The organism is Neolewinella persica DSM 23188 (assembly GCF_000373105.1).
GTDB classification, from domain to species: Bacteria; Bacteroidota; Bacteroidia; order Chitinophagales; family Saprospiraceae; genus Neolewinella; species Neolewinella persica.
Genome location: NZ_KB890427.1, coordinates 104,216 through 127,530, shown reverse-complemented (window position 1 = coordinate 127,530; position 23,315 = coordinate 104,216). Strand labels below are relative to the sequence as shown.

Genomic DNA, 23,315 nt, shown 5'->3' with positions numbered 1-23,315 from the left:
AGCGTACATCTTTTTGAGACGTGCGTTTTCCTGCTGAAGCTTTTTAAGCTCGCGTTGAGTATCGTCTTCGTCAGTAGCTTTCTCCTTTTTCCAATTGTAAAGCGTAGCTGTACTGATCTGATACTCTCGACACAGGTCGTCGATTTTTGCCCCGGCATCCCATTTGGCCAGGACCTCAAGTTTCTGAGACTTTGTGAATTTACTTTTCCGCATGTTGGCGCGATTTAGAGGGTGAGTAAGATAAGGTTATCTTTCTACTAAATCGTGGTGGCGTCTAATGGGAAGCGTACACCATAACTTGCAATAGAATTTGGGTGCCGCTGCTCCGTCCAAGAATTGGCGGCCCCGGGTTTGAAAATGCGCTCCGTCCCTTCATTAGGGTGGGGCGTTTTGAGTTTTACTTTATCCCGACGGTCAACTGGTCGAGTTTCGCAATTACTGATCGGTGCTCCAGGCCCCAATTGCTGATGTAGGAGGTGCCTAGCAAGACGCGCTTCAGGGCAAGCACATCAGCCGCCTTCAGTTTCAGTTTGCAGGACTGCCCGGCGTAGAGTTTCGTGCCGAGGCGCTGGTACAGATCGTGCAGCACCAGGACTTCCAGGATCCGGATGAATCCGTGCCGGACGTCGGCGAGGGCTTCGGGGAAAAACCAGCAGAGAAACTGTACTTCGTGTTTCGAAAACGGAATCTTGTAGCTTTCTTCGAGGCGGGTACTGGGGAGGTGTTCGCGGATGGCTAGTTCACTCATCTTCCCTGGTGTTGGTGCCATTCCCCCCGCAAAAGGGTGAACTGCAGTATTTCCGGGCCGTGCTCCATTCCGTTCGAGCAATCGTAGATGGCCGCCCATTCGACCAGGGTGTATTTGGGGCTGTTATCGATCCGGATCTTTGCAGCGCGTAACTGGGCGAGTTCCTTTTCGAAGTCGCCGCCGTGGCGCTTGTCAGACCAGATGGTCATGGGGCGGGGGTAGGAGCTGTCGACGATGCGAAGGCACAATTTCAGATTGCCGGCACTCATCGGTTTCTTCTGATTTTTCGGTCGGCGGCGGGTGCGCTCAGGTGGTGGGGTGGGAGCCGGTGCTGGCTTGGAAGTGGGTTTAGACATGTGATTGAATTGATTGGTGAAAAAATGTGTTGGTGGAGTCGGCGGTTAAACCCCCTCCCAACCCTCCCCACGGGGGAGGGCTTTCTTGCGAAACGCTAAGCGTTTCTAACTGCTCCCTCCCCCGTGGGGAGGGTTGGGGAGGGGGTTTATGCCACGAGATTAATGCTCGGTGCGGTTTGAATTTTGTCGGTAAACAGCTTGAAGAGGGCAGGTCCACCGCGCTTCTCCAGACGTTGCTTGATGATCCGGATGGCCTCGTCGACATCGCCGCCGTTACTCTCCAGGGCGCGCCAGTAGATTTTGAGGCAGGTGTTGATTTCAGATTGAATCTTCGCCTTCTTGAGTTGCTGCTGCTGGGTCTTGTACCAAGCCTTCGAGACGGCAAAGCCCATGGGGTTCCGATGGTCGAACCACAGCGAAGGGAGGGGGATGAAGGCCTTTTTGCCCGCTGCGGTCCTGCGCTCACACCAGCCGGTGACCAGGTCAACCCGGGCAATGAATTCGGTGGCGGCATCTTTCCAGCGCTCCGGGTTGGAGTAGGCAAAGAACTCGGCCAGGCCGATCTTTCCCTTGGTGATCTCGGAGCCAACCAGATATCCCGGCATCCATTCATCAAGTTCGCTGAAGGCGTGCTCCCACACGGTTTCGATGAGGCGGGGCAAGCGAGCGCGGTCCCGATCGCTCAGGTGAGCCGTAGCGGCGGCCATCGTCCGGGGTCGCTTCGCCGGTGGGGAAACTTTTTTTCGCGGAACTTTTTTTGATGGGGACGGCACAGCCGTTGGATTACCGGCAGGGATTTCGCTGCTGGGGTGGTAACCCGTTGAGGTATCCTGCTGCTGCTGATTGACTGTAGGTGCCGGCGCGGCTGACGCAGTCGTCGCCGCGTCGGTGCCGGAAGGCAAGCCGCTATATTCATTCTCTTTATTGGTATCCTGACGGGGTACCCGTGATAGGGTATTCGGCAAAAATTGCCGCATAGAGGGGAGGGGATTGGCGAAAATCCCGGTCACGCTGTTCGAATGGCAGGCGGTCGTTTCCTGGAGGTGCAGGAGATCCAGGTTCAGGTAAATCTCGAAAGCGGCGTTACTACCGTGGAATACCTTTTTGATCCATTCACAGGCCGCCAGGCGGCTCAGGCGATTACGTACCGTACGCACGGAACATCGGAGCATCTTCGACAGCTGGACGCTGTTGGTGCGCAGGGAGCGTAGGTTGTGGCCATCGGGGCCAGCCTTCCGACCAAACACCTGGTAATGCCCAATCTCCTTTTTCAGGAGCCGTACCAGGGCTTTCATCATCTCGATGTGGCAGCCTTTAAGCTGAGCAGTCGACGGCTTACCGTTGTTCTGCTGATCAAAAACCGTTTCCATCAGGACGTACGATTTCGCGGGGTGAATTACTATCATGTTGCAATGAGTATTAAAACAATTTTTATAAGGTGACCGGCCCGAAGGCCGGCCACCAAAAGCCCGGCCGGATGGCCGCGCTGCTAGGGTCACGTAATGAGTGCATCTGCAATGAGAGAAATGCGGGGCCAGAGAAAACCAACCGGCCCCGCCGCACTCTCAAGAAAAATAAAACTAGTTCTGTGCCAAGTGAATTCTGACACAGAGCTTCGTGCCGGGGGAGGGTATCGAACCCACTGGAGCCGCCAACCGGCCCCGGCAGAAGCCCCCGGCGCTATTGCCGGGAGCCCTATCCCTATGAGAAAACTGGGTTAAAAGAGGATCTTTAAAAGGGAAGTTTGTCCATAGCCTTCAGGTCATCTTGTAGCCGGGCAACTTCCGTTTCATCGGTGATCCGGTCCAGCTGGAGAAACAGCTGGTAGGGAAGCGCATTGCAGGCTTTGGCACAAAGGGGGGCCGGGTAGCGCAGTGTAGTGGCGTAGTCCACCCGGTAAAACTTCACGTCGTCGGCAGCATTATGGCGAAACACGACATCGCCGGTTTCAACCATGTTTTCTCTGGGGGCATCGTAGACGTGCAGCACCTGGTCGTCGGCTGGCTCGATGAACGTGCGAAAGGTGAGCTCATTCAGGTTTACGTGCATGACGACCACGGGAATCTCCTGGTCAGTGGGGTAGGCATCATTCATGATGAAAATTTAGGGGCGAGGACGCCGGTGCAATGAATAGTTATAAAAAGCAGAGAGGGGCCTAGCGCAGTCGCGACGGCATGAATACCTTCTCCTGGTCGATCTTCTTTTTGAGTTCCATTACCTGCTCCCGGGAGTAGGTGATGGGGTTCATCTGGCCGTGGACGGTCAGAAAGCCCTTGTCCCGGAAATGCTTCAGGCAACGGGTATGCTCTCCTGACTTCGTGGGGATCTTCCCCAGGGCCACGGCTGCTTCGTCGCCCGTCATCCAGGGGTTCGGTGGTTCGATCTCCTTGCGGAGCAGCCGGTTCGTTTCTATTTGCTCTTCGAGCAAGCGGTACACGGCGCGGGTCAGGTGATTGACTGCGTCCGCCGTGAGCGGGGGGAGGGGAGTTGGTACGCCGGCTCCCATTAGGCAGCTACGTTTATCCGGCCCAACTGGCAACCCTGCGGGTGCAGCATCCGGTCGAACTCGGAAACGGTACAGCCATCGAGCCCGGCACCAAAGTTGACCACCAGATCACCAAACCAGTCCTTCAGTTCAAGTACCTGAGCGAAAGCCTCCAGCTCAGCAGCGGGAAAGGATTGCGGACTGTTGATCCTGCGGGTGAGGCGGTGAATCTTGTAGTCGGTGGCCAGGACATCACCCATACGAGTAACTAAATCCTCGTGAGTAAGACCGAGTTCAGCCAACCGGTCCTCAACGAATCGATCCAGGGTAGGCTTCACCAGTTGTTTTGCTTTTGTGGCGGGAAACATGGCAATGAGTTTAGTGTACCGTTGAGTCCGGGCATGGAGTAGCCCGTTCGCCCCGGTGCAATTTTCGGGGCGTATAGTTGAACTTTGTGGTACAGTTGTTATACTTTTGGGTTAGTATTTCTAACCTTACGGTGTAAATTTACGAGCTAGAATCTCATAAAAACAATATTCTAGTTCATAAAAATGAATAAAAAAATCACATCTAGCTTCTTTAAATGTATTTCACCCAAAATATCAAGCACTTATCTGATAAGTCGAGATGGAAAAATGTTGACCTTGCAGAGAGGTTAAATATCACTCCGACTCAAGTAGGTGCGTATATGAAAGGAAAGTCCTTTCCTAAATTGGAGGGAGTAATTGAAATTGCCCGTCTCTTTGACGTCAACATTGACGATCTCCTTTTGAAAGATTTGAGTAAAGAGAATGGACGGCCGTTCGGTGCTGAAGGGGAGGATCAAGCCTCTGCGGATGCTACGCTGGATCGGATGAATACGCTTCTGGAGCAGCGGGTTGCGCAGCTGGAGGAGGAGATGAAGAAGAGTGATCCTGAGCGGGCTCGGGAGTTGGGGATTGAGTGATGACGTGCCTGATTTTGTGAATCTGTTCTTACAACGAAAAGTATAAGCCTAAGCTAAGACACTAAATACACCATATGAGTATCTTATATAAGGACATTGAGGAGCTAAGATTCGATCCTGAGAATCCTAGATTACCTAATACCATCCGTAATAAGAGTGATAGTGATATCATTTCTTATATGGTTGCGAATGAAAATCTGTTTGATCTTATTTCCTCAATAAAAAAGCAAGGATTCTTTGATGGAGAGCCATTATTGGTTATTCCAGATGGTTCAGGTAAGTTTATCGTCGTTGAGGGTAATAGAAGGTTTGCAGCTGTAAGATTACTCAACAATCCAGAGCTCTCTAAAAAACTTCAAAATAGACTTCAACAGATTCTACAAGAAGGAGACCATGAAAAAGAGCCACCGATTCCTAAATCAGTGCCTGTACTGGTTTATAAAGACAAAGAGAAATTATGGGATTATCTGGGCTACAGACATGTAACTGGAGTAGATGCATGGGATTCACTTGCTAAAGCAAGATATCTAACACTACTTTTTCAGCGCCATTATGCTGATTACCCTTCTACTAATGACACCTACCGGCATATTGCTAGTTTAATAGGAAGTAACCGTCCTTATGTACAAAAACTAATTGAAGGTTATCAACTGTATGAGCATGTAGAAGAGCACAATTTTTATGGAATTCGTGAACTAGATGAGACAAGTTTTAAGTTTTCACTGATAACAACCGCTGTTTCTTACACTAACATTAGTGAGTTCCTAGAGATTAGAGTGGACGAAAGCAATATCTATTTCAATCCAGCAAAACTTGAGGAATTAACAAGGTATCTTTTTGAGATCACAGAGTCTGGAAACTCTAGAATTCCAGACTCTCGGGACCTAGGAAAGTTCAGCAAGGTTGTCAAGATTCCCTTGGCTTACGAAGTCTTTTCTGAAAAGAAACGTACTCTCGAAGAAGCTATAATTTTTACAAATGCACCCGTGGAAGCCATGAGGAAGTTTGTTCATAAAACTTATAGTAACCTCAAAGCAGCGCAGGACACACTTTCTAAAGTTCTTGACGTATCAGAATCATCTGATATTATCGAGCGCCTTGAAGAAATCCATCGACTTAGTGATGATATAATCGTAACAATAGAAACCAGAAAAAGGAAAGCAAGACAAATAGATCGTATCCGTGACGAGATTTAGTAAAACGTTCAAAAGGAAACTCTATAAAGAGTATTTGTGGCTCGATTACCTGGAAATCCGTACGCTTTGGCTGCCTGATAAGGAGCTGTCTATCAATGCGTTTACAGATATCATTGGGCCCGAAAGAGAACTTCTTGGAGATACCGACGACGATGATCTTGAAATGGACGGAGATAGATTCATCTCTCATAAAGACAGAGACAAGTACGAGAAAAGGTTCGAAAGTTTAATTCGCTTAGCAAGAGTTCGAATAGCCAAGTATGGAAAAGATTATCCCTTTGAAATTATCGGCGGAAAATCTCTAAAGCAAGTTAATTCACTTGATAATGGGCATTTTCTATACATATACCTCCTTTGCAGTTCGTTACTTAGTCAGTTTAGAGACTTACAATCAGTTTTAACATCCGAGTTTGAAAGTTTATGTTTAGAAGCAATCAAAGAACTAGCACCTTCCAGGTCTCAACTCTTTGTATCTGGCAGGAATGCTCTGAATGATAAAGACGCGAGATATCATGGGAGTTTGATGACAAAACTGCAAAAGATTTCAGAAGACCTCGAATTAAACTTCAAAAACCGTGACTACAAGCCAACCTCTCCCACTAACTCGGGTGATGGAGGAGTAGACATCGTCGGCTGGGTTGATTTTACAGACAAGAGTATGAATAAGCTTAGCATTCTTGCTCAATGCAAGTGTAGCGAAGAATGGTTAAAAGGGGGATCCGATGCATATTCTCAATTAAAAGGTATTTTCTCTTTTGATCCTCTTCCCGTGAACTATTATTTTATACCTTTCTGTTTTAGAGATCATGCTTTTAGCTGGAGGGATTCAACTCCTGTAAACAGTATGATACTCATTGATCGAAGCCGTCTAATTAACCTACTTAGTGAAGATAAAATTGCTAAATTTGTAACAACTTCTGACTCAATCAAAAGATTGAAAATTTTAATGGCCGAAGAGGCTGAACATATTTTTGAATGAAAGCAGTATCCCTTTTTTCCGGCTGTGGAGGCTTTGACCTTGGTCTTACCCGTTGTGGCGCTGAGATAATCTGGGCTAATGACGTCGACCGTCATGCGGCTTCGGCTTATCGTTCCATCTTCCCTGACACGGAGTTTGTCCACGAAGACATCCGAAAGATTGAACATTTCCCCCAGGCGGAAATTTTAATTGGGTGTTACCCGTGTACTGGTTTTTCTCTTGCGGCCCGTCGTAACTGGAAACACCGTACAGATCGGGACTTGCTCGATGATTCCCGAAATTTTCTTTTCCTTGAGTTCTTACGTGCCATTGACCAAGTTAAACCAAAATTCATTTTTGTAGAGAATGTCCGGGGAATGCTCAGCGCTTCCGGAGGCTACTTCTTTCAACAACAATTAAAAGGGTTGGCCAGCCGTGGCTTCCATGTAGAGAATGTAAAACATCGCCTGCTAAGTGGTGAAGAATATGGCTTGGCTCAATCAAGAAAGCGAATCTTCATTGTAGGAATACATGAGTCCGTTAAAGACTGTGATTATTCAATCCCTACCCCCACCCACGGTGAGGCCAGCGACAAAAAAGACATTCTATCTCTCAAAGATGTAATCGGGGATATGCCCGAATGGCCAGAGGGTGAATTCTTCGATAAAAAGTTCCACGGTCACTACCTCACCCGAAACCGTAAGCGGCGGTGGGATGAGCCTAGTTTCACGATCGTTGCGAATCAATCCCACATTCCTCTTTATCCAGGAGGAGATCCCATGTCTTATGTAAAAAAGGACACCTGGAAACTTAACGGTGACCTTAACCGCCGGCTCTCCTGGAAGGAGTGTGCTGCCATTCAGGGGCTCCCCCTTACCATGGACGTAGATGGAGGGCTGTCAGCTAAGTATAAGGTTGTGGGGAACGCTGTACCGCCTTTACTTGCCGAGACGGTGTCTAGGCCTATTATTGAGTTTGCCAAGCAGGCTGGTTATTAATCTCTACGAGGTATTTAAAAGCCCCGATCGCTCTCCAGCGACTGGGGCTTTTTACATTGCAAAAAAAACAATGTCTTTAAAGTCTCGTTTATTGAAAAAATTGTTCGCTATGCCCGGTGAAGGCATGTTAGGCAGTAGGTAAAAGTCATACTTTATTTAATACGATCATCGATCATGTCAACATAATATCCGGTCAATACTTTGCTAGTAGCCTGGATATTGAATGTCATGTAAGAAGGGTGGCTGTTGGACATTTTCTATATATTTGAGTAGTGCATATGTAGCAATCCTCGCAAAGTGTGTATCTAATTATGCACTATGTAAATAAGAACTGCACTAACGCATCGAAATATATTATCATTAACATAGTGGTGATTAATACACTTACATTATTCTTAACTAAACATTAAAATGCTCTCAGGTCCACCATTCGTACTATTAATCATTGGCAGCTTACTACTTGTTACGATTATCGTAATAACCACTCTTGAATTTTTACATTCCGTTAATTTAGCCGATGAGAATCATGATGAAAGCGGTAGGCCAATTTATGTAGAAATAAAAAATAAAATTTTAGACATACTTGACTGGAGTCCTATTATTTTAGGAGCGTTTATTTTTCTGGCTTTTTTATCCCTTTTAGTATTATCATACCTTTTAGTCCCCTCTAAAAGAGTATTAACAGAAGAGTTAAAGGAGATCATAATCAACGCTAGGCCAGAATTGATTGGCGCCATATTTGATTTATTTCTTCTGTTTATTTTTGTAGAAGTTGTACGAGAAAGATTTGCTAGAAGAAAAGAGATAAAAGACTATGTTGAACAGCTGAGCGATTATAAAAAGTGGCACGACAACGATGCTAGATTTAGAGTCGCAGGAATTGTAAAGCGATTGGTTAAGTTGAATTTTGACTGGAAAAAACTAGACTTGCAAGAATTACACATTGGTAATTTACCATCAGAAATAATAGTTTACAACTTAAACAAGGAACATGTTAAATCTACAGACTTCAGCTATTGCAATATTAGAGATGGAACATTAAAGGACATTATGCTGGAAGAATGTAGATCAGTTAAATCATATTTTTGGAACCTACATATATATTCAGGTATAATAGAAGATGTTGATTTTTCAGGTTCTTATTTTATTGGCATGACGTTTATGGATGTTGTTTTTAAGAACTGCAATTTTACAAATTGCAGATTCTATGGAGACATTGATCACGAAAATGTAGAGTTTGACGAATGTGTTTTCACCGATGTACAGTTTCAGCGGCCTAATTTATCATCGATTAGCTTTGTTTCTTCAGTGTTCACAAACGTGGTGTTTTCGTCACCAGATTTCAGCGATTGCAACCTTGCTAATACCGAATTTAAAAATTGCGGTTTTATAGGTAACGTAAACTTTGACAATGCAATAATAACAGACTTCAACTGGATTAAAGATATGCTTGAGAGTAAAAGGTTCGGGTTAGATAACCTTGAAAGGGAATACAAAGTATCAGACATGATAATTCCGGACGAAATACATTCTCTACCTTTATTTTACTTCGTTCTAAATAAAAAATGAGTGCTCAGAAATACAACTGCCACGATAATACGCTAGCCTATATATCTGCTTGAAGGTGCCGATGAGACCGTCCAAGGAACTTATGACGCAGATATTAGTTTTGAAGAGAGAATAGGGGAACAAGATTGAAAAAGTCCCGATCGCTCTTTAGTGGTCGGGGCTTTTCCATTGCAGAAAACATTAATATGTTTAAAGTCTTGTTTTTTAAAACACAAAGTGTTTGTTTTGTGATCTCTCACTGCTGAACTTCAAACACTTTGTCCCCGGATCACCATACTTCCCTTCAACGGCTCCGCCAAGAGCTGGCTGATCCGGCTACGACTAAACGCCGGCGCTTTGTGCTCCGGCTCCAGCTGCTCGCTCTTTTGGGGCGGCGGTGACACTTGTATTTATTTTGCAACATTCAAGTAAGTTTTTGCCCTGCCTGGTTTTACTGGGTGGGGCTTTTCGATGTCAATGCTTTTTCATCTTGCTCTTTAGCTCCTCTATCGTCAGCGTTACCTCTTTCTTTCTGTGAACCATCCTGTGGCAATTCGCACACAGAACGGCAAGATCGGTTTCAGGATCGGTTTCGACTTCCTTTCCCTCATTGCTTGCCAAGGACTGCAGGTGATGAACCTCAATAAAGCCAGCACCCCATTCTCCATAAACCTCTTCAAAGTCAAATCCACACCCCTTGCATTTCACCCCGTGAATCTTAATCGCTTGATTCTTGGCCGAGAGACTTCTTTCAAATCTGCTAGAAGTGAATACTTTTCTTCCTCCCTCTGTTTTCCCTTTTTTATATTCTGCTTCGCTCTCTTGAATCCCTATAAGGTCGTCAACGATCTGCTTGTACTGCTTGATGTCTAAATCCGCGTATTCTCGAATTTGGTTCCAAATCTCACTCTCCGTTTTGTCCTTGGATTCATTGAAGACGACTTCCGCTTCTTCACTCAAAGACTTGGGCTTTCTATTCTTCCCTCTCCAGCCAGTTCTGCCAGAATCAGGTAAATGGCTATCAAATTCGTCTCTCGTATTCTTCAGGCTATTTTCGAAAGCAAGAATGCTTCTTCCCCCATTCAACCTTTCGTAAAACATTAGGTAAGCCTGTTTCCACTGATCGACGTTTAGCTTGGCAGGAGGGCCAGGATACTTTCCATCTTCTTTTTTCTCACTGAACCGAGAAAGATAAAAACTGGCTTGTAAAAATTCCTTCGATCTCTTTTCCATTGGTACTTTTGATTGGTTTCGGGCGTGTTCTTCTCCTTAATAAAGGAGGTCTTGTTGACTTATAGTTGACCCAAATTACAACCACCTGACCGTTAATTGTTTGAAACACCCCAACAAGCCCCTCACTACCCACTCCAAATTACGCCTTCTCCCGCTTTGCAGAAAGAAGCGTTTTTACCTTAAAAAACTCCCGCTCCCGCCTATTACACAGCCCTCCTAATCAACAACACCCCCCAGATCCATCCATGCAACTACCCACAGTAGGAATACGGACCGGCCATTTTTCCAGCACCCTAAAAAGTTTTTCCCTTATTTTTAATAACAGCTTCCTCCCCCAGTGAAAGCCCACAATTGATACCACCTCAAGCCCATAAAATATAAACCCATGTCAACATACAATTACAGAGAAGATGCCCAATCCGGAAGAGAGATTACGATTTACCTTAACCATGAAGAAATCGTGGCCGTAAAGGAGGCGAAGGACATAGAAGACGTCCTGGCTGGCCTGTATTATGTGTTTATGGACGAGCGCATTTCAGGGGCCATCCAAACTGCTTTAAGTGATATTTGGCCCGAAATAAAGCAGCAAGACAAAGTGAATAACCACAAGGGGTGTACCATAACCCTGTATCAGGACCGGGGCTTTGTACCTATGCCGATTAATATCGCCTAAAATTAGCGCGTTCCGTCTGATAAACGTTCAAACAATACGGTTGTTGATCGCAAAAAACACGCGGCGTTTAACCGGCAAAAAACAAAGTATAAAGCCGGGGCATACAAAGCATTAGTTGAGCTAATTACGATCCTCTTCTCTCCCCGGAACTCCGCAACTCCGCGCGAGAATGAATCCAGTTTTCGCGAGGAGCAGCGGAGCAGCGCGGAGTTTATGTAAGTACCCGTTTAAAGTTTTCTACTCTGGCCGGGAACTGTTCATTTTTGTGAGGACAAGCGGATAAAATGGCCAGAGGAACACAAGTTCCGGTCATCATTATGATGGTTTACGGCGTAATTTTCGCCAGGGGTAGGGAATCCAGACAAGCGCTCAAAATTTCACGCTTCTCCCCTTCCGCGCACTTTTAGCGGCAGCCTCCAACACCTCCACTACCAGTACATTATTCTCTAGTGCCGAAAGATCGTGCGGCTGCAAAATGTGCCGCCCCCGAACTACCGCCTCCAATAGCGCAAACGGATCGTCGTAAGGAGCTGGACGTTCGGGAAGGGCCATTTTAGTTTCCGCAAAGCCATCGTAGCCTTCGGCTACCCGTAAGCGCAGGTCGTTGCGATTATCGGCGAAAATTGATCCGGTAAGGCCGTGGAGCTCCATGTCCTTACGGCCAATCGGCCAGTTCCAGGACGCCTGAATAATGGCCGTTGCGTCCGGATAAGTGAGCAAAATAGTCGCTTCGTCATCAACCAGGGGGTTGTTTTCAGGCTGAAGTTGCTGCGTGATGGCCGTGACGGAACCTGGTCGCTGGCCATGGCGAAGCCAGGTGATAAGATTGACGCCGTAGCAACCGAAGTCCGTCAATGCGCCACCGCCGTTAAGCACCGGGTCGGTAAGCCAGTCCAGGAACTCACTATTGACGCCTATTTTCTTAGGCCCACGGTGCCCGTCGCGGATGATGGCCTTACGCAGCGGACCAACAGCCCCCTCTTCCAGCAATTCTCTGGCCTTATGGTTGGTCGGATACCAGGTCGTTTCGTAATTGGTGAGCAGGTGGATCTTGTGTTTACGGGACAGGGCCGCCATTTTTCGAGCGTGCTTAACGCTGACGGCCAGTGGCTTCTCGACCATGACGTGTACGCCACGTGGAGCAAAAAATTCGGTAACCGCTAAGTGTGCGTAAATCGTTCCGAAGGCACAAACGGCTTCTGGCTGACGGGCAGCAACGAGGGCTTCCATCGTAGGATACACCAGGTCAATGGACAGTCCGTGCTGTTCCGTATACCGCCGGGCCAAATCCTCATTGGCTTCAACGATGCCAACGATTTCGATATCCCCACGATCCTGGCGGCCCAATATCCAATGAACGTGGGTATGCGTTAGCCCAATTACGGCTACTTTCAACGGTGCTTCCTGAGCAACCATAAAAAAGGAGAAAAATAGTAAGGAGAAGAATAAAGGCAGACGAGTGTTCACAAGGTTAAAGTTATCAATAAAAGTGCTTCCGCCCCGTTTGATGCGCCCAAAAGTGTGCATAACGAAATGTACAACCAGTCAGTAATAGTCACCTAGTGGACGAGTTCGGACGCCCGCAGGTCAACCAACCCCTCCGCTTCGCTTCAGGGTTTGGCCGAAGCTACGGGGTCCTGAGCAAGTCCAGCCCCCCGTGGCGTCCCGTGCCCTGAAGTTACGTAGCAGTGAAAGGGCTAAGGGCCCCGCAGGCGTCCGGGCCCAAAAAATTCAATTTGTGCAATTTGCTGTGCGCACCTCCCAAAAAAGAGGCCAATCACAAAACTACCGCAGCTCATACTTAGCCACCACCTTACCGCCAGCCTTAACGACCAGTTCCATCTTAGTCCCCCGCGGCAATTCGGGCAGATCGACTTTGTCGGAATAAGGCCCGGGGCCACGCACGGGCAATTGTCCGCGCCAAAGCAGGCGGTTACCGGCGCCGACGATGAGGATCTCCGGCCGGCCGCCGGCCGGCATGCTGTAGCTCACCCGCACCGCACCATTGCCGTCGCGCACCAATACGGCAGGCGCTGACGCAGCCTGGATGGAAGGCGTGCTCTGCGCCGCCAGCGGTGGGTTGCGGGCCATCGAATTGGCCACCTCCGTGCGGCGCAAAATCCGCAGCACATCGCCGGTGTTGGCCGCATCCCAGTAGTACATACCGGGAGGAGATTTGAAGCGGGTCTCCAGGTTGTTCTCCTGTACGACGTAGCTGGAACGGTCGATCATAACGGTACGGACCTGTACCTGGTTAATGTCTACCCAAATCCATTTAAACTGGTTGAACCGGCCGCTGGCGCGCGTCCAGGGCTTGTTGTCGTTGTTGGCGCGCAGCGGCGCGCCCCAGCAGCCTTCGCCGACGTATACGGTACCACGCAGGTCATCCCGGATAAAACCCTGGGAAGATCCGGGCTCCTGACTGGGCCGGATCGGCCAGGTTTGTTTTACCGTATGGACGTCGGACTCCACCACCAGATTCATGCCGTAGCGATAAAATTTAGTCCCCCAGTGGTAGATCAATTCGTCGCGCTCTGGCTTGGAAACCGTGTGGGGTCGCATGGAATGGTGGTACTGGGCGAATTTCCACATCGTTTTGCAGGAGGCAAGGTCCTGCTCCAGCCAGTCGGCCTGATCACCGCCAGCGGGAAAGAGACTGTTGAGGGTGTAGGTCCGCAGCAGGCCACCGGCAAAATCAAGCGAGTAATAAACCTTCGGGTTCGGAACGTCAAAAATCTCGTAAATGGACTCATTGGATCTTTCGTGGTTTCCCCGCGCCGCGACGATGGGGGTGAGCCGGCCATCTGAACTGATGGTGGCCTGCCAGTCGTCAAGCCACTGCTGCCATTCCTCGGGCGTATCTCCGTTGGTCATGTCTCCGCCGAACATCACGAAGTGCGGCTTGAGTTTGCTGACCAACCGGTTTGCCGCCATGGCAGTCTCCCGGTTATTCCGGCTATCGCCTCCGGCGATGATGCTCAGCGGTCGGTCGGGGGAATCGTGCGGGGTTTCGAAGCTCATTCGTCGGCTGGTACCGTCGGAGTCCACCACCAGAAAATAGTAGACGGTCGCTGGCGTCAGCCCTTTCAACCGGACAAAGACGTTGCGCATCCCCGCGTGGTTGACGAAGCGTGCCGGATTGGCCGAAAGCGGATAGGCGTTCGCATCCCGGCCATGGTCCTCAGTGCCGTAAACGACCCGGGCGCTGCTGCCGTGGTACTGCTCGAAGCCGATGGTCATGGTGGTTGCCGGGTCGGCCCGCCAGGTCAGGCGGTAGCGTTGGGTATTGGCGGAGGAGGCGAGGGGGGAAAGGAGAAAAGTAAAAAGGAGGAGGAAGGAGACAACGGAGGTGCTCGCTACGCTCGTACGCCTCTCCCCCGGCCCCTCTCCCCCGGAGCGGACTCGAAAAGGACAGCGTAGAAGCCGCGCAGCGAAAGGGACCGAAGGAGAGGGGAACGTGCGCCTGCTTTTCAACAACTTACCGTGCACCTGCGGCCGCGCCCAAGAGAAAGTGGTCAGTAAAAATCTAGTTCCGGAGGATGATGTAAGCTGGGGCATGAAAGGAAAATATAACTGGAAATCGTATGTGCCTAACAATTTTAGTCGGCGGGAGATTGCTAACGGCGACATTATAAGGCGTAATTTTGGGCTTTAAATAACGCAGACCCAAAACGGGCTACAAAGAAACAACCAATATGGGACGTGATTCCGCAGTTTTCTCCCTAATCGAACGTGAACTCGAACGCCAACGCAACGGCATCGAGCTGATTGCTTCGGAAAACTTCACTTCTCAGGCAGTTATTGACGCAATGGGCAGCTGTTTGACGAACAAATACGCCGAAGGTTACCCCGGCAAGCGCTACTACGGTGGTTGTGAAGTAGTAGATGAAGTCGAGCAATTGGCCATCGACCGACTTTGTAAACTCTTCGGTGCCGAATACGCCAATGTACAACCTCATTCCGGTGCCCAGGCCAACGCCGCCGTTTTTCTCGCCTGCCTTAATCCTGGCGACAAAACCCTCGGCTTCAGCCTCGCCCACGGCGGGCACCTCAGCCACGGCCACCCGGCCAACTTCAGCGGTAAGTATTTCGACGCCCACTTCTACGGCGTGGAAGAAGCGACCGGCCGTGTCGACATGGACAAAGTAGCCGAGAAAGCCCACGAAGTTAAGCCCAAGCTGATCATCTGTGGCGCTTCTGCGTACAGCCGCGACTGGGACTACGCCCGCTTCCGCGAGATCGCCGACGAAGTCGGTGCCGTCCTTTTGGCCGACATCGCCCACCCCGCCGGCCTCATCGCCGCCGGTCTGCTCAACGACCCAATGCCGCATTGCCACATCGTAACGTCGACCACCCACAAGACCCTCCGTGGTCCCCGCGGTGGCCTCATCATGATGGGGAAAGACTTCGACAACCCCTTCGGCAAAGCCTTCAAGAGTGGCAAACTTTATCCGATGAGCCGCCTTCTCGACGGTGCCGTATTCCCCGGCATGCAGGGTGGCCCGCTGGAGCACGTGATCGCCGCTAAGGCCGTCGCTTTCGGCGAATCTCTCCAGCCCGAATGGAAAACCTACGGCCAGCAAGTGATTAAAAACGCCCAGGCCATGGCCAAAGCGTTGGTCGCAAAAGGCTACCACATCATCAGCGGCGGTACGGAGAACCACTCCATGCTGATCGACCTGAGCAACAAAGACGTGAACGGCACGCAGGCGGAAGATGCCCTGAACGCCGCCCACATCACCCTTAACAAAAACATGGTACCTTTCGATAAGAAGACGGCCATGAATCCTTCCGGCATCCGAATCGGTACCGCCGCCATTACGACGCGCGGTTTCGTCGAAGCCGACTGCGTCAAGACCGTCGAGTGGATCGACCGGATCATTAAAGACGTGGAGAACCCGGAGGTGATTGCTGCGGTGCGGGAAGAAGTGCATGCGCACATGCAGTCGTTTCCATTGTACGAAGCGACCCTGGTGTAGGTGAAGGTGTGAATGATTGAAGGAGTGAATGTCACCTAGGCTGATTATTCACTCCTTCAATTATTCTCCCATTCACGACGAACGAAGTGAGCATTCACCTGCGGTAGCACTATCCACTACCCACTACCTCCTACCCACTATCCTTTACATCCACATCCCTTTCTGCAAGCAAGCCTGCTCTTACTGCAATTTCCACTTCAGCACCAGCATGAAGACGCGGGACGCGGTGATCGACGGGATTTGCAAGGAGTTGCGGACGCGGCGCGGAGAGCTGGCGGACGGCCCGGTGCCCTCCGTTTACTTTGGTGGCGGTACGCCTTCGTTGCTGACGGAGGTGGAGTTGGGGCGGATATTTGCAACGCTGCAGGAATACAACTATCTACTTCCTGCAACACCTGCATCGCCTCAGAAGACGGCCTACAAGACCATAAGGCCACAAGACCACAAGAATAATCAGGGCGGGGCCGCAGGTGCAGGGAACGGTTTGTTCCCCGGCCTTCAGGCCGGAAGCCGGCCTGAAGGCCGGGGAACAGCAGAAATCACCCTGGAAGCCAACCCCGACGACCTCGACGAAGCCACCATAGCCAACCTGGCCGCCTCCCCCGTCAACCGCCTGAGCATCGGCATCCAGTCCTTCTTCGAGGAGGACCTCCGGTTCATGAACCGGGCGCACAGTGCGGGCGAAGCCCGCGCGGCCGTCGAGAAGGTCAACCGCGCCGGCTTCCACGACGTCAGCATCGACCTCATCTACGGCGGGCAGACGACCACGAACGAAATGTGGGCCGAGAACCTCCGTATCGCCACCGACCTTGGTGTCAACCACATCTCCGCCTACGCGCTGACGGTGGAACCAAAGACCGCCCTTGGCGTCAACGTTGCCAAAGGCAAAATTGCCGACACCGACGACGCCAAATTCCAGCGTCATTTTGATATGCTGGTGAACCACCTCACCGCCGCCGGCTACCGCCACTACGAGATCTCCAACTTCTGCCTGCCGGGCCACGAGAGCCGGCACAACTCCGGCTACTGGAGCGGCCAACCGTACCTCGGCATCGGCCCCGGTGCCCACGGCTTCGACGGCAACCGCACCCGCCGCTGGAACGTGAGCAACAATGCCGCCTACGCCAGGGCCTGGGCGGAGATCACCTCCCCCGCCGACTTCGCTGCTGCCGATGGCTTCCTCTACGATGCCGAAATCCTCACCGATAATGATCGGTACAACGAGTACATCATGACCGGGTTACGGCGGGATATTGGCGTCTCCGTCGAAGATCTAACGCGCTTATTTGGGGCAGAGAAGGCCCGGCACTTTGTGGAGAGCCAGCTGGGGAATGTGGCGGCTGGTTTACTTCAGGACGTTAGTGATGGTACCTACCGGCTTAGCCGGGCGGGGTTGATGCGGGCGGATGGGGTTGCTGGGGATGGGTTTGTTGTTTGAGGGGATTTATTCACCTAGGATCAATTATCAAGTCCTCCAAACCTGGGTTGTCCTTACGAGCGAATATGACGGTTCCTTTCATTGCTTACCTTTTCTCTCAGGTGAAGATAATGGCCTATATCACCGCTTTGTGGTAACCCTGGCCTCCAGGATCGACGGATTTTGTTCCCCGGCACTTGTGCCGGTCCCCTCTTCTTAACCGGCACAAGTACCGGGGAACAAAACACGAAGCACCTTTTTTTTACACGCTCATCCTTTCCAGCAACGCCCTCCTCCAGAAAATTTACCTACTTTCCCACCCCCAACCAGGGATCATACCTTAGAAAACCAGATCAAAACATGAGATTACTAAAACAATGGCCACTATTGGCCATCCTGTTCGTGCTGCTTACCACGGCGCTGACGGCCCAAAAAACCTATCCTTATAACGGTGTTTACGACCAGCGGGAAGGCCACTACGCCTTTACCGGAGCCACTGTCCACGTCAGTCCGGAGCAGATGGTAAAGAACGCTACCCTGGTAATTCGCGACGGCAAAGTCGTTGGGGTAAGCGCAGGCGGAGCCGTGCCAGCTGGCGCAGTGGAAGTAAAGCTCGATGGCAAGCACGTGTACCCCAGCTTCATTGAAGCTTACGGCAGTTACGGGATGCCCGAAGTAAAATCCGGCGGCGGTGGCTGGGGCGACCCTCCCCAAACCGACAGCAAGACCCCCGGTGCTTTCAGCTGGAACCAGGCCATGAAATCTGAAGTAGACGCCGCGGAGCAATTCACCATTGATAAAAAGGCGGCTAAGGCGCTGCGCGACATCGGTTTCGGCACCGTCTCGACCCACCAGCCCGACGGCATCAGCCGCGGCTCCGCCGCCGTAGTCAGCCTGGGTGAGACCAGCGCCAACGACGTTATCCTCAAGCGCAACGTCGCCCACCACCTCAGCTTCAGCAAAGGATCTTCACGGCAAAACTACCCAAGCTCCCGGATGGGCACCATGGCGCTGCTGCGCCAGGCTTACCACGACGGGCAATGGTACAAGAAGCAAAAGGGCGAAGAAACTAACCTCAGCATCGAAGCCTGGAACGCTTTGCAGGACATGCCCCAAATTTTTGATCCCGGTGGCAACTGGCAGGATGCCCTGCGGGCCGATATGATCGGCGATGAATTTGGCAAACAGTACATCCTCGTGGGCGGTGGAGACGAATACGAACGCCTCGATGCCCTGAAGGCCAGTGGCGCCACCTTCCTCCTTCCCCTTAAATTTCCGGAAGCCTACGACTTGGGCGATCCCTTCGCCGCTGACCTGATCAACCTCGGCCAACTGCGCCATTGGGAGCGCGCGCCCGGCAACATGGCCGCCGTGGCCAAAGCCGGTATTCCCTTCGTACTTACTACGAACGGCCACAAGAAAATGTCGGATTTCACCGACGCGCTGCGCAAAGCCGTTGAAGTTGGTGCCGACGCCAAAGCGGCCTTTGCTGCCCTGACGACCGGCCCCGCAAAACTGCTGGGCATCGACGGCATGGTCGGTACCCTGGACAAGGGCAAACTGGCCAACTTCATCGTCACCGACAAAGACTTCTTCACCGAAAAGGCCACCATCTACCAAAACTGGGTACAGGGAGAGCCCTTTGCCCTGAAGGACCTGGACGTGGTGACGCTGGCCGAGGGTTACAGCATCACTGTAGACGGCAAGGCATTCGACGCAAAGGTCTCCGGCGAAGCCGGAAGCCAGAAGATGAAGGTGATGCCTGCGGGTGACTCCACCGGGGTGGACGTCACGATGTCGACAGACAACGACATGATTACGCTGCGTTTCCTCCTTAAAGGAGCCGATGGTTTCTACCGCCTCGTCGGGACCCCCGCAAAGGATGGTGGTTACATCGGTACGGGCCGGGATCCTATGGGTAAAGTCGTCAGCTTTACCGCATCGCCTAAGGCGATGGACGACAAGGAGGCCGCTGATAAAAAAGACGACAAAAAGGGAGAGGAGGAAGACGACAGCTACGTTAGTCGCCTGACCTACCCCAACATCGCCTACGGAGCTGATGCCGGTGCGCTAAAGGCTGGCACCTACCTGATCCGGAACGCTACGGTATGGACCAACGAGGACGCAGGCATTCTTCAAGCCACCGACGTCCTGATCTCCAACGGTAGAATTACCGGCGTGGGCAAAAACCTTTCCGCCGCCGGCGCTACGGTGATCGACGGTAAAGGCATGCACGTCACGGCCGGCATCATCGATGAGCACAGCCACATCGCCCTGAGCAGCGTGAACGAAGGCAGCCAGGTATCGAGCGCCGAAGTTCGGATGAACGACGTGATCGACGCCAACGACATCAACATCTACCGCCAATTGGCCGGCGGCGTAACCACCAGCCAACTGCTGCACGGCTCGGCCAATCCGATTGGCGGGCAGTCGGCACTGATCAAACTCCGCTGGGGTAAGACGCCGGAGGAGATGAAGTTTAAAGGCGCAGATGGCTTCATCAAGTTTGCCTTGGGTGAAAACGTGAAGCAGTCGAACTGGGGAGACCTGTACCGTGACCGCTACCCACAAACCCGGATGGGCGTGGAGCAAGTGTTCGAAAGCTACTTCAGCCAGGCGAAGGAATACGGAGAAGCGATGAAGGCGGGCAAGCTGGTCCGTAAAGACCTTGACCTGGAAGCCCTGCTGGAAATTCTGAACAGCGAGCGGTTCATTACCTGCCACAGCTACCAGCAGGGAGAGATCAACATGCTGATGAAAGTGGCCGACCGGCACAACTTCAAAGTCAACACCTTTACCCACATTCTGGAGGGCTACAAAGTAGCCGATCAAATGGCGAAGCACGGCGCTGCCGGCTCTACTTTTTCCGATTGGTGGGCCTACAAGTATGAAGTCAACGAAGCCATCCCCTACAACGGCGCGCTGATGCACGAGCAGGGCGTACTGACCGGTTTCAACTCCGACGATGCCGAGATGGCCCGTCGCCTCAACCAGGAAGCTGGCAAGGCCGTCCTCTTCGGAGGCGTGAGCGAAGAAGAAGCGTTGAAATTCGTGACGTTGAACCCCGCCAAGATGCTCCACATCGACGATCGGGTTGGTAGCATCAAGACCGGAAAGGACGCCGACGTGGTGGTTTGGAACAACCACCCGCTGAGCATTTACGCCCGGGCGGAGCACACCTTTGTTGACGGAGTGGAATACTTCAACCGCGCCAAAGACGCGGAGCTGCGCAAAGGCATCCAGGAAGAGCGAAACGCGCTGGTTCAGAAAAGCCTCGATGCAAAGAAAGCCGGAGCAAAAACGCAGGCACCGAAGGGCAAGAAGCGGCGGATGCTGCACTGTAATTCGCTGGACCACCGGATGGAGAACCACGAGCACTAGGCAGGCTGAAGGAGATCCCGGAAGGATCGAATCGCTTTTGCCCCGGGTGAGGCGGAACGCCGAAACCCGGGGATAATGGGATGGCTTCAGAGATTGGCGGCGCGGAGCGCCGCAACAATTTTGTCGCCAACTTCAGCCCCGGGTAAAAGCCGCTTTGCGGACTTTCAACCGGGGCAAAAGAGATTCGACCACTCCGTGGTCACCTTCTTCCCACCAAATAATCTTAAAAAAAGCGCGCCGATTAAGTCGGCACTAACAAAAAACAATCGCGTTATGACTTACGCAAACCACAAACAACGGAGCCTGCTAAGCCTGCTCCTTTCCTACTTCCCGGGCACCCGCGTCCGCGCCAGAAAATGGGGCATCGAAGAACTAGTAATCCTGCTTCTTTTCAGCGTTGGCGGTATACTACAAGCCCAGAATCCGGTACCGGCAGCCGACCAGGGCAGGCCCATTATGTTCCGGTCGGCCACCATTCACGTAGGAGACGGAACGGTGATGGAGGAGGCCGATATTTTGCTCGATGAGGGTAAAATTGTCAGTGTAGGCAAAGACCTTCCCGCCCCCGCTAACGCCGAAATCGTAGACGCCAGAAGTAAGCACATCTACCCGGGCCTGATTGCCCTGAACTCCCAGCTCGGCCTGACCGAAATCGGTGCTGTCCGCTCCACCAACGACCAACGGGAAACCGGTGGCGTAAACCCGAATGCCCGGGCTTTGATTGCCTTCAATACCGACAGCCAGGTGATCCCGACCGTACGCAGCCGGGGCGTATTACTGGCGCAGATCACGCCAATGGGCGGGATGGTGAGTGGCCGTAGCAGCATGGTACAGCTGGACGGCTGGAACTTCGAAGATGCGGTGGTTGGCGAAGACGACGGCGTTCACGTCAACTGGCCCCGGCGTAACTCGTGGAGCTGGGAGACGCAGACCATCGGAGAAAATAAAAACTACCCCAAGCAGGTCACTGGCCTGATGGATTTCATGAAGGAAGCCGCTGCCTACTGCGGCACTGCCCGAAGTGGCGACCGCCTCCTGAAGCTTGAAGCGATGTGCGAGGCAATTGCCGGCACCAAGAACGTTTACGTTCACGTAAACGGTCCCCGCGAGATCATGCATTCCGTAAAAATGGTGAAGGAAATGGGTGGCAAGCCAGTTATCGTTGGTGGACATGAATCGCACTTAGTGGCGGAGTTCCTGAAGCGGGAGAATGTGCCGGTGATCCTGATGAGCACCCAGTCTTTGCCCGATGCCCAGGACGAGGGCGTGGACGGACCTTACCGCAAACCGGCGCTGCTGGCAGAGGCTGGCGTGGAATTCGCCATCAGCCACGGCGGCTACTGGCAACAACGCAACCTGCCCTTTGTGGCGGGGCAGGCGGTCGGTTTTGGCCTCGACTACGAGCAGGCGATCAAAGCCATCACGCTGACGCCAGCCAGGATTACCGGCATCGATAAAATGTACGGGAGCCTCGTGGAAGGAAAATCTGCTACCCTCATCGTCGTTGCCGGCGATGTGCTGGACATGCGAACGAGTCAGGTGGAGTATGCCTTGATTGATGGCCGGCAAGTGGATTTGAATAATAAGCAGGCGGTGTTGTATCGTAAGTTTAAGGAGAAATATTCGCGTGAGTAGTCAAATGGTTCATAGTCGGTAGCTCATAGTGGCTGCTGCACGCCTGCTCACCTCATTCGTATTCTCTGTACGAGTGAAGCGGATGCATCTTGCGGCAGCTACTACGAACTATGCACTACCGACTATGAACTATTCAAGGGGCGCGGCCGCAGGTGCCAGGGATGGTCGTTGAAAAGCAAGGTAAACCTCCGCGACGACCAGGTTACCCACCCATGCAGCCCAGCTGTCGAAACGATACAGCGGAAGAAAATCTATGCCAAAAAGCGGGCCTCCCAAAAGCCAGAGACGGAAGGAAACCGCCGCCAGGGTAAAGGCGTAACTGCGCAGCATCCAGCGTTGGTGGGCGTCTACGTTGCCGGCTCTGATGGTTTGGAATCCTCTCCAGGAGGTGAAGAGCCAGCCGATGGCCATGCCGGCAAACCCCAGCTTTGCGATCCAACCGCCGTAGGCCAGGAAAGCAATAAACAACCCGGTACTGCCAGACCAGGCTACCGCCATCAGATAAGTCTTTCCGATCCGGCGATGTAGCATTTTTCGTTTACGGAGCAGCGTACGGGAAAACTGGAAGCCGCCGAGAGAAAGCGCAACGGCGCCTCCTGCCAAATGGGAATAAAACAGCAGTTGGTACCACCGCTGGCGGATGAGTTCTTCTTTTAACAGCAGCAGGCTTTTAACCTCAAAGTCGAAGTAGCTGAGGGAGTAGCCACTCACGCCGATGGCAAGGAAAACGATGAATCCTTTGAGTAAACGGTGGAGCATTGT

21 protein-coding genes are annotated in these 23,315 nt (G+C 51.7%); 10 read left to right on the top strand and 11 right to left on the bottom strand.

All coding sequences use genetic code 11. The features are described from left to right. The 7 genes from B036_RS0111325 to B036_RS0111295 form a co-directional block, all read right to left on the bottom strand. Positions 1 to 213: transposase (locus B036_RS0111325; RefSeq protein ID WP_020568836.1), on the bottom strand; the 213-nt coding region annotated here is incomplete at its 3' end. A gap of 184 nt (positions 214 to 397) precedes the next feature. After that, complete coding sequence (locus B036_RS0111320) at positions 398 to 748, bottom strand: hypothetical protein (protein WP_020568835.1); 351 nt, start codon at positions 746 to 748, stop codon at positions 398 to 400. Continuing rightward, the gene (locus B036_RS29015) at positions 745 to 1,104 is read right to left on the bottom strand and encodes a hypothetical protein (RefSeq protein ID WP_020568834.1); all 360 of its coding nucleotides are present in this window, start codon (positions 1,102 to 1,104) and stop codon (positions 745 to 747) included. Before B036_RS29015 ends, B036_RS0111320 begins: the two co-directional genes overlap by 4 nt. Before the next feature lie 146 nt (positions 1,105 to 1,250). Next, the gene (locus tag B036_RS0111310; RefSeq protein WP_020568833.1) at positions 1,251 to 2,510 is read right to left on the bottom strand and encodes a hypothetical protein; all 1,260 of its coding nucleotides are present in this window, start codon (positions 2,508 to 2,510) and stop codon (positions 1,251 to 1,253) included. Between the two features lie 325 nt (positions 2,511 to 2,835). Next, entirely contained in the window at positions 2,836 to 3,198 is a 363-nt protein-coding gene (locus tag B036_RS0111305; protein ID WP_020568832.1) for a hypothetical protein, read from the bottom strand. 61 nt (positions 3,199 to 3,259) lie between these two features. Beyond that, positions 3,260 to 3,610 (bottom strand): hypothetical protein, encoded by a 351-nt coding sequence (locus tag B036_RS0111300; protein WP_020568831.1) that lies wholly within the window; start codon positions 3,608 to 3,610, stop codon positions 3,260 to 3,262. Then, positions 3,610 to 3,957: a hypothetical protein gene (locus B036_RS0111295; protein WP_020568830.1), complete on the bottom strand. Its 348-nt coding sequence runs from the start codon at positions 3,955 to 3,957 to the stop codon at positions 3,610 to 3,612. The genes B036_RS0111300 and B036_RS0111295 overlap by 1 nt, the downstream gene beginning before the upstream one ends. A 215-nt stretch (positions 3,958 to 4,172) precedes the next feature. Between B036_RS0111295 and B036_RS31985 the strand changes: the two genes are divergently transcribed. The 5 genes from B036_RS31985 (at position 4,173) to B036_RS0111270 (ending at position 9,256) form a co-directional block, all read left to right on the top strand. After that, positions 4,173 to 4,535, top strand: coding sequence for a helix-turn-helix transcriptional regulator (locus tag B036_RS31985; RefSeq protein ID WP_020568829.1), 363 nt, complete (start codon positions 4,173 to 4,175; stop codon positions 4,533 to 4,535). A gap of 74 nt (positions 4,536 to 4,609) precedes the next feature. Next, positions 4,610 to 5,731, top strand: coding sequence for a ParB/Srx family N-terminal domain-containing protein (locus B036_RS0111285; protein WP_020568828.1), 1,122 nt, complete (start codon positions 4,610 to 4,612; stop codon positions 5,729 to 5,731). Continuing rightward, complete coding sequence (locus B036_RS0111280; protein ID WP_026231891.1) at positions 5,718 to 6,710, top strand: hypothetical protein; 993 nt, start codon at positions 5,718 to 5,720, stop codon at positions 6,708 to 6,710. Before B036_RS0111285 ends, B036_RS0111280 begins: the two co-directional genes overlap by 14 nt. Continuing rightward, entirely contained in the window at positions 6,707 to 7,687 is a 981-nt protein-coding gene (locus tag B036_RS0111275; RefSeq protein WP_020568826.1) for a DNA cytosine methyltransferase, read from the top strand. Before B036_RS0111280 ends, B036_RS0111275 begins: the two co-directional genes overlap by 4 nt. 411 nt (positions 7,688 to 8,098) lie before the next feature. Then, positions 8,099 to 9,256, top strand: coding sequence for a pentapeptide repeat-containing protein (locus B036_RS0111270; protein ID WP_020568825.1), 1,158 nt, complete (start codon positions 8,099 to 8,101; stop codon positions 9,254 to 9,256). Positions 9,257 to 9,709: 453 nt separating this feature from the next. On the opposite strand, the gene B036_RS31980 is transcribed toward B036_RS0111270, so the two are convergent. Then, positions 9,710 to 10,468 carry an HNH endonuclease gene (locus B036_RS31980; RefSeq protein WP_020568824.1) on the bottom strand — a complete coding sequence of 253 codons (759 nt, stop codon included), beginning with the start codon at positions 10,466 to 10,468 and terminating at the stop codon, positions 9,710 to 9,712. Positions 10,469 to 10,853: 385 nt separating this feature from the next. On the opposite strand from B036_RS31980, the gene B036_RS0111260 reads away from it, so the two are divergent. Beyond that, entirely contained in the window at positions 10,854 to 11,141 is a 288-nt protein-coding gene (locus tag B036_RS0111260; protein ID WP_020568823.1) for a hypothetical protein, read from the top strand. A 369-nt stretch (positions 11,142 to 11,510) separates the two neighbouring features. On the opposite strand, the gene B036_RS0111255 is transcribed toward B036_RS0111260, so the two are convergent. After that, a complete protein-coding gene (locus tag B036_RS0111255; protein WP_020568822.1) occupies positions 11,511 to 12,668 on the bottom strand; it encodes a Gfo/Idh/MocA family protein in 1,158 nt (385 codons plus the stop codon). A gap of 258 nt (positions 12,669 to 12,926) precedes the next feature. Continuing rightward, positions 12,927 to 14,699 carry a purple acid phosphatase family protein gene (locus B036_RS29000; RefSeq protein ID WP_169435055.1) on the bottom strand — a complete coding sequence of 591 codons (1,773 nt, stop codon included), beginning with the start codon at positions 14,697 to 14,699 and terminating at the stop codon, positions 12,927 to 12,929. Between the two features lie 137 nt (positions 14,700 to 14,836). Here B036_RS29000 and glyA point away from each other — a divergent pair, with 137 nt between their 5' ends. From glyA to B036_RS0111230, 4 genes are all read left to right on the top strand, one after another. Then, positions 14,837 to 16,120: a serine hydroxymethyltransferase gene (gene glyA / locus B036_RS0111245; RefSeq protein WP_020568819.1), complete on the top strand. Its 1,284-nt coding sequence runs from the start codon at positions 14,837 to 14,839 to the stop codon at positions 16,118 to 16,120. Positions 16,121 to 16,148: 28 nt separating this feature from the next. After that, positions 16,149 to 17,558, top strand: a complete 1,410-nt coding sequence (locus B036_RS0111240) for a coproporphyrinogen-III oxidase family protein (protein ID WP_071596772.1) — start codon at positions 16,149 to 16,151, stop codon at positions 17,556 to 17,558. 339 nt (positions 17,559 to 17,897) lie between these two features. Continuing rightward, a complete protein-coding gene (locus B036_RS0111235) occupies positions 17,898 to 20,918 on the top strand; it encodes an amidohydrolase family protein (protein ID WP_044102452.1) in 3,021 nt (1,006 codons plus the stop codon). A gap of 273 nt (positions 20,919 to 21,191) precedes the next feature. Then, complete coding sequence (locus tag B036_RS0111230; RefSeq protein ID WP_020568816.1) at positions 21,192 to 22,553, top strand: amidohydrolase family protein; 1,362 nt, start codon at positions 21,192 to 21,194, stop codon at positions 22,551 to 22,553. Between the two features lie 129 nt (positions 22,554 to 22,682). On the opposite strand, the gene B036_RS0111225 is transcribed toward B036_RS0111230, so the two are convergent. Beyond that, on the bottom strand, positions 22,683 to 23,312 hold the full coding sequence (locus tag B036_RS0111225; RefSeq protein WP_020568815.1) for a DUF2306 domain-containing protein: 630 nt from the start codon (positions 23,310 to 23,312) through the stop codon (positions 22,683 to 22,685). Positions 23,313 to 23,315: the final 3 nt, after the last annotated feature.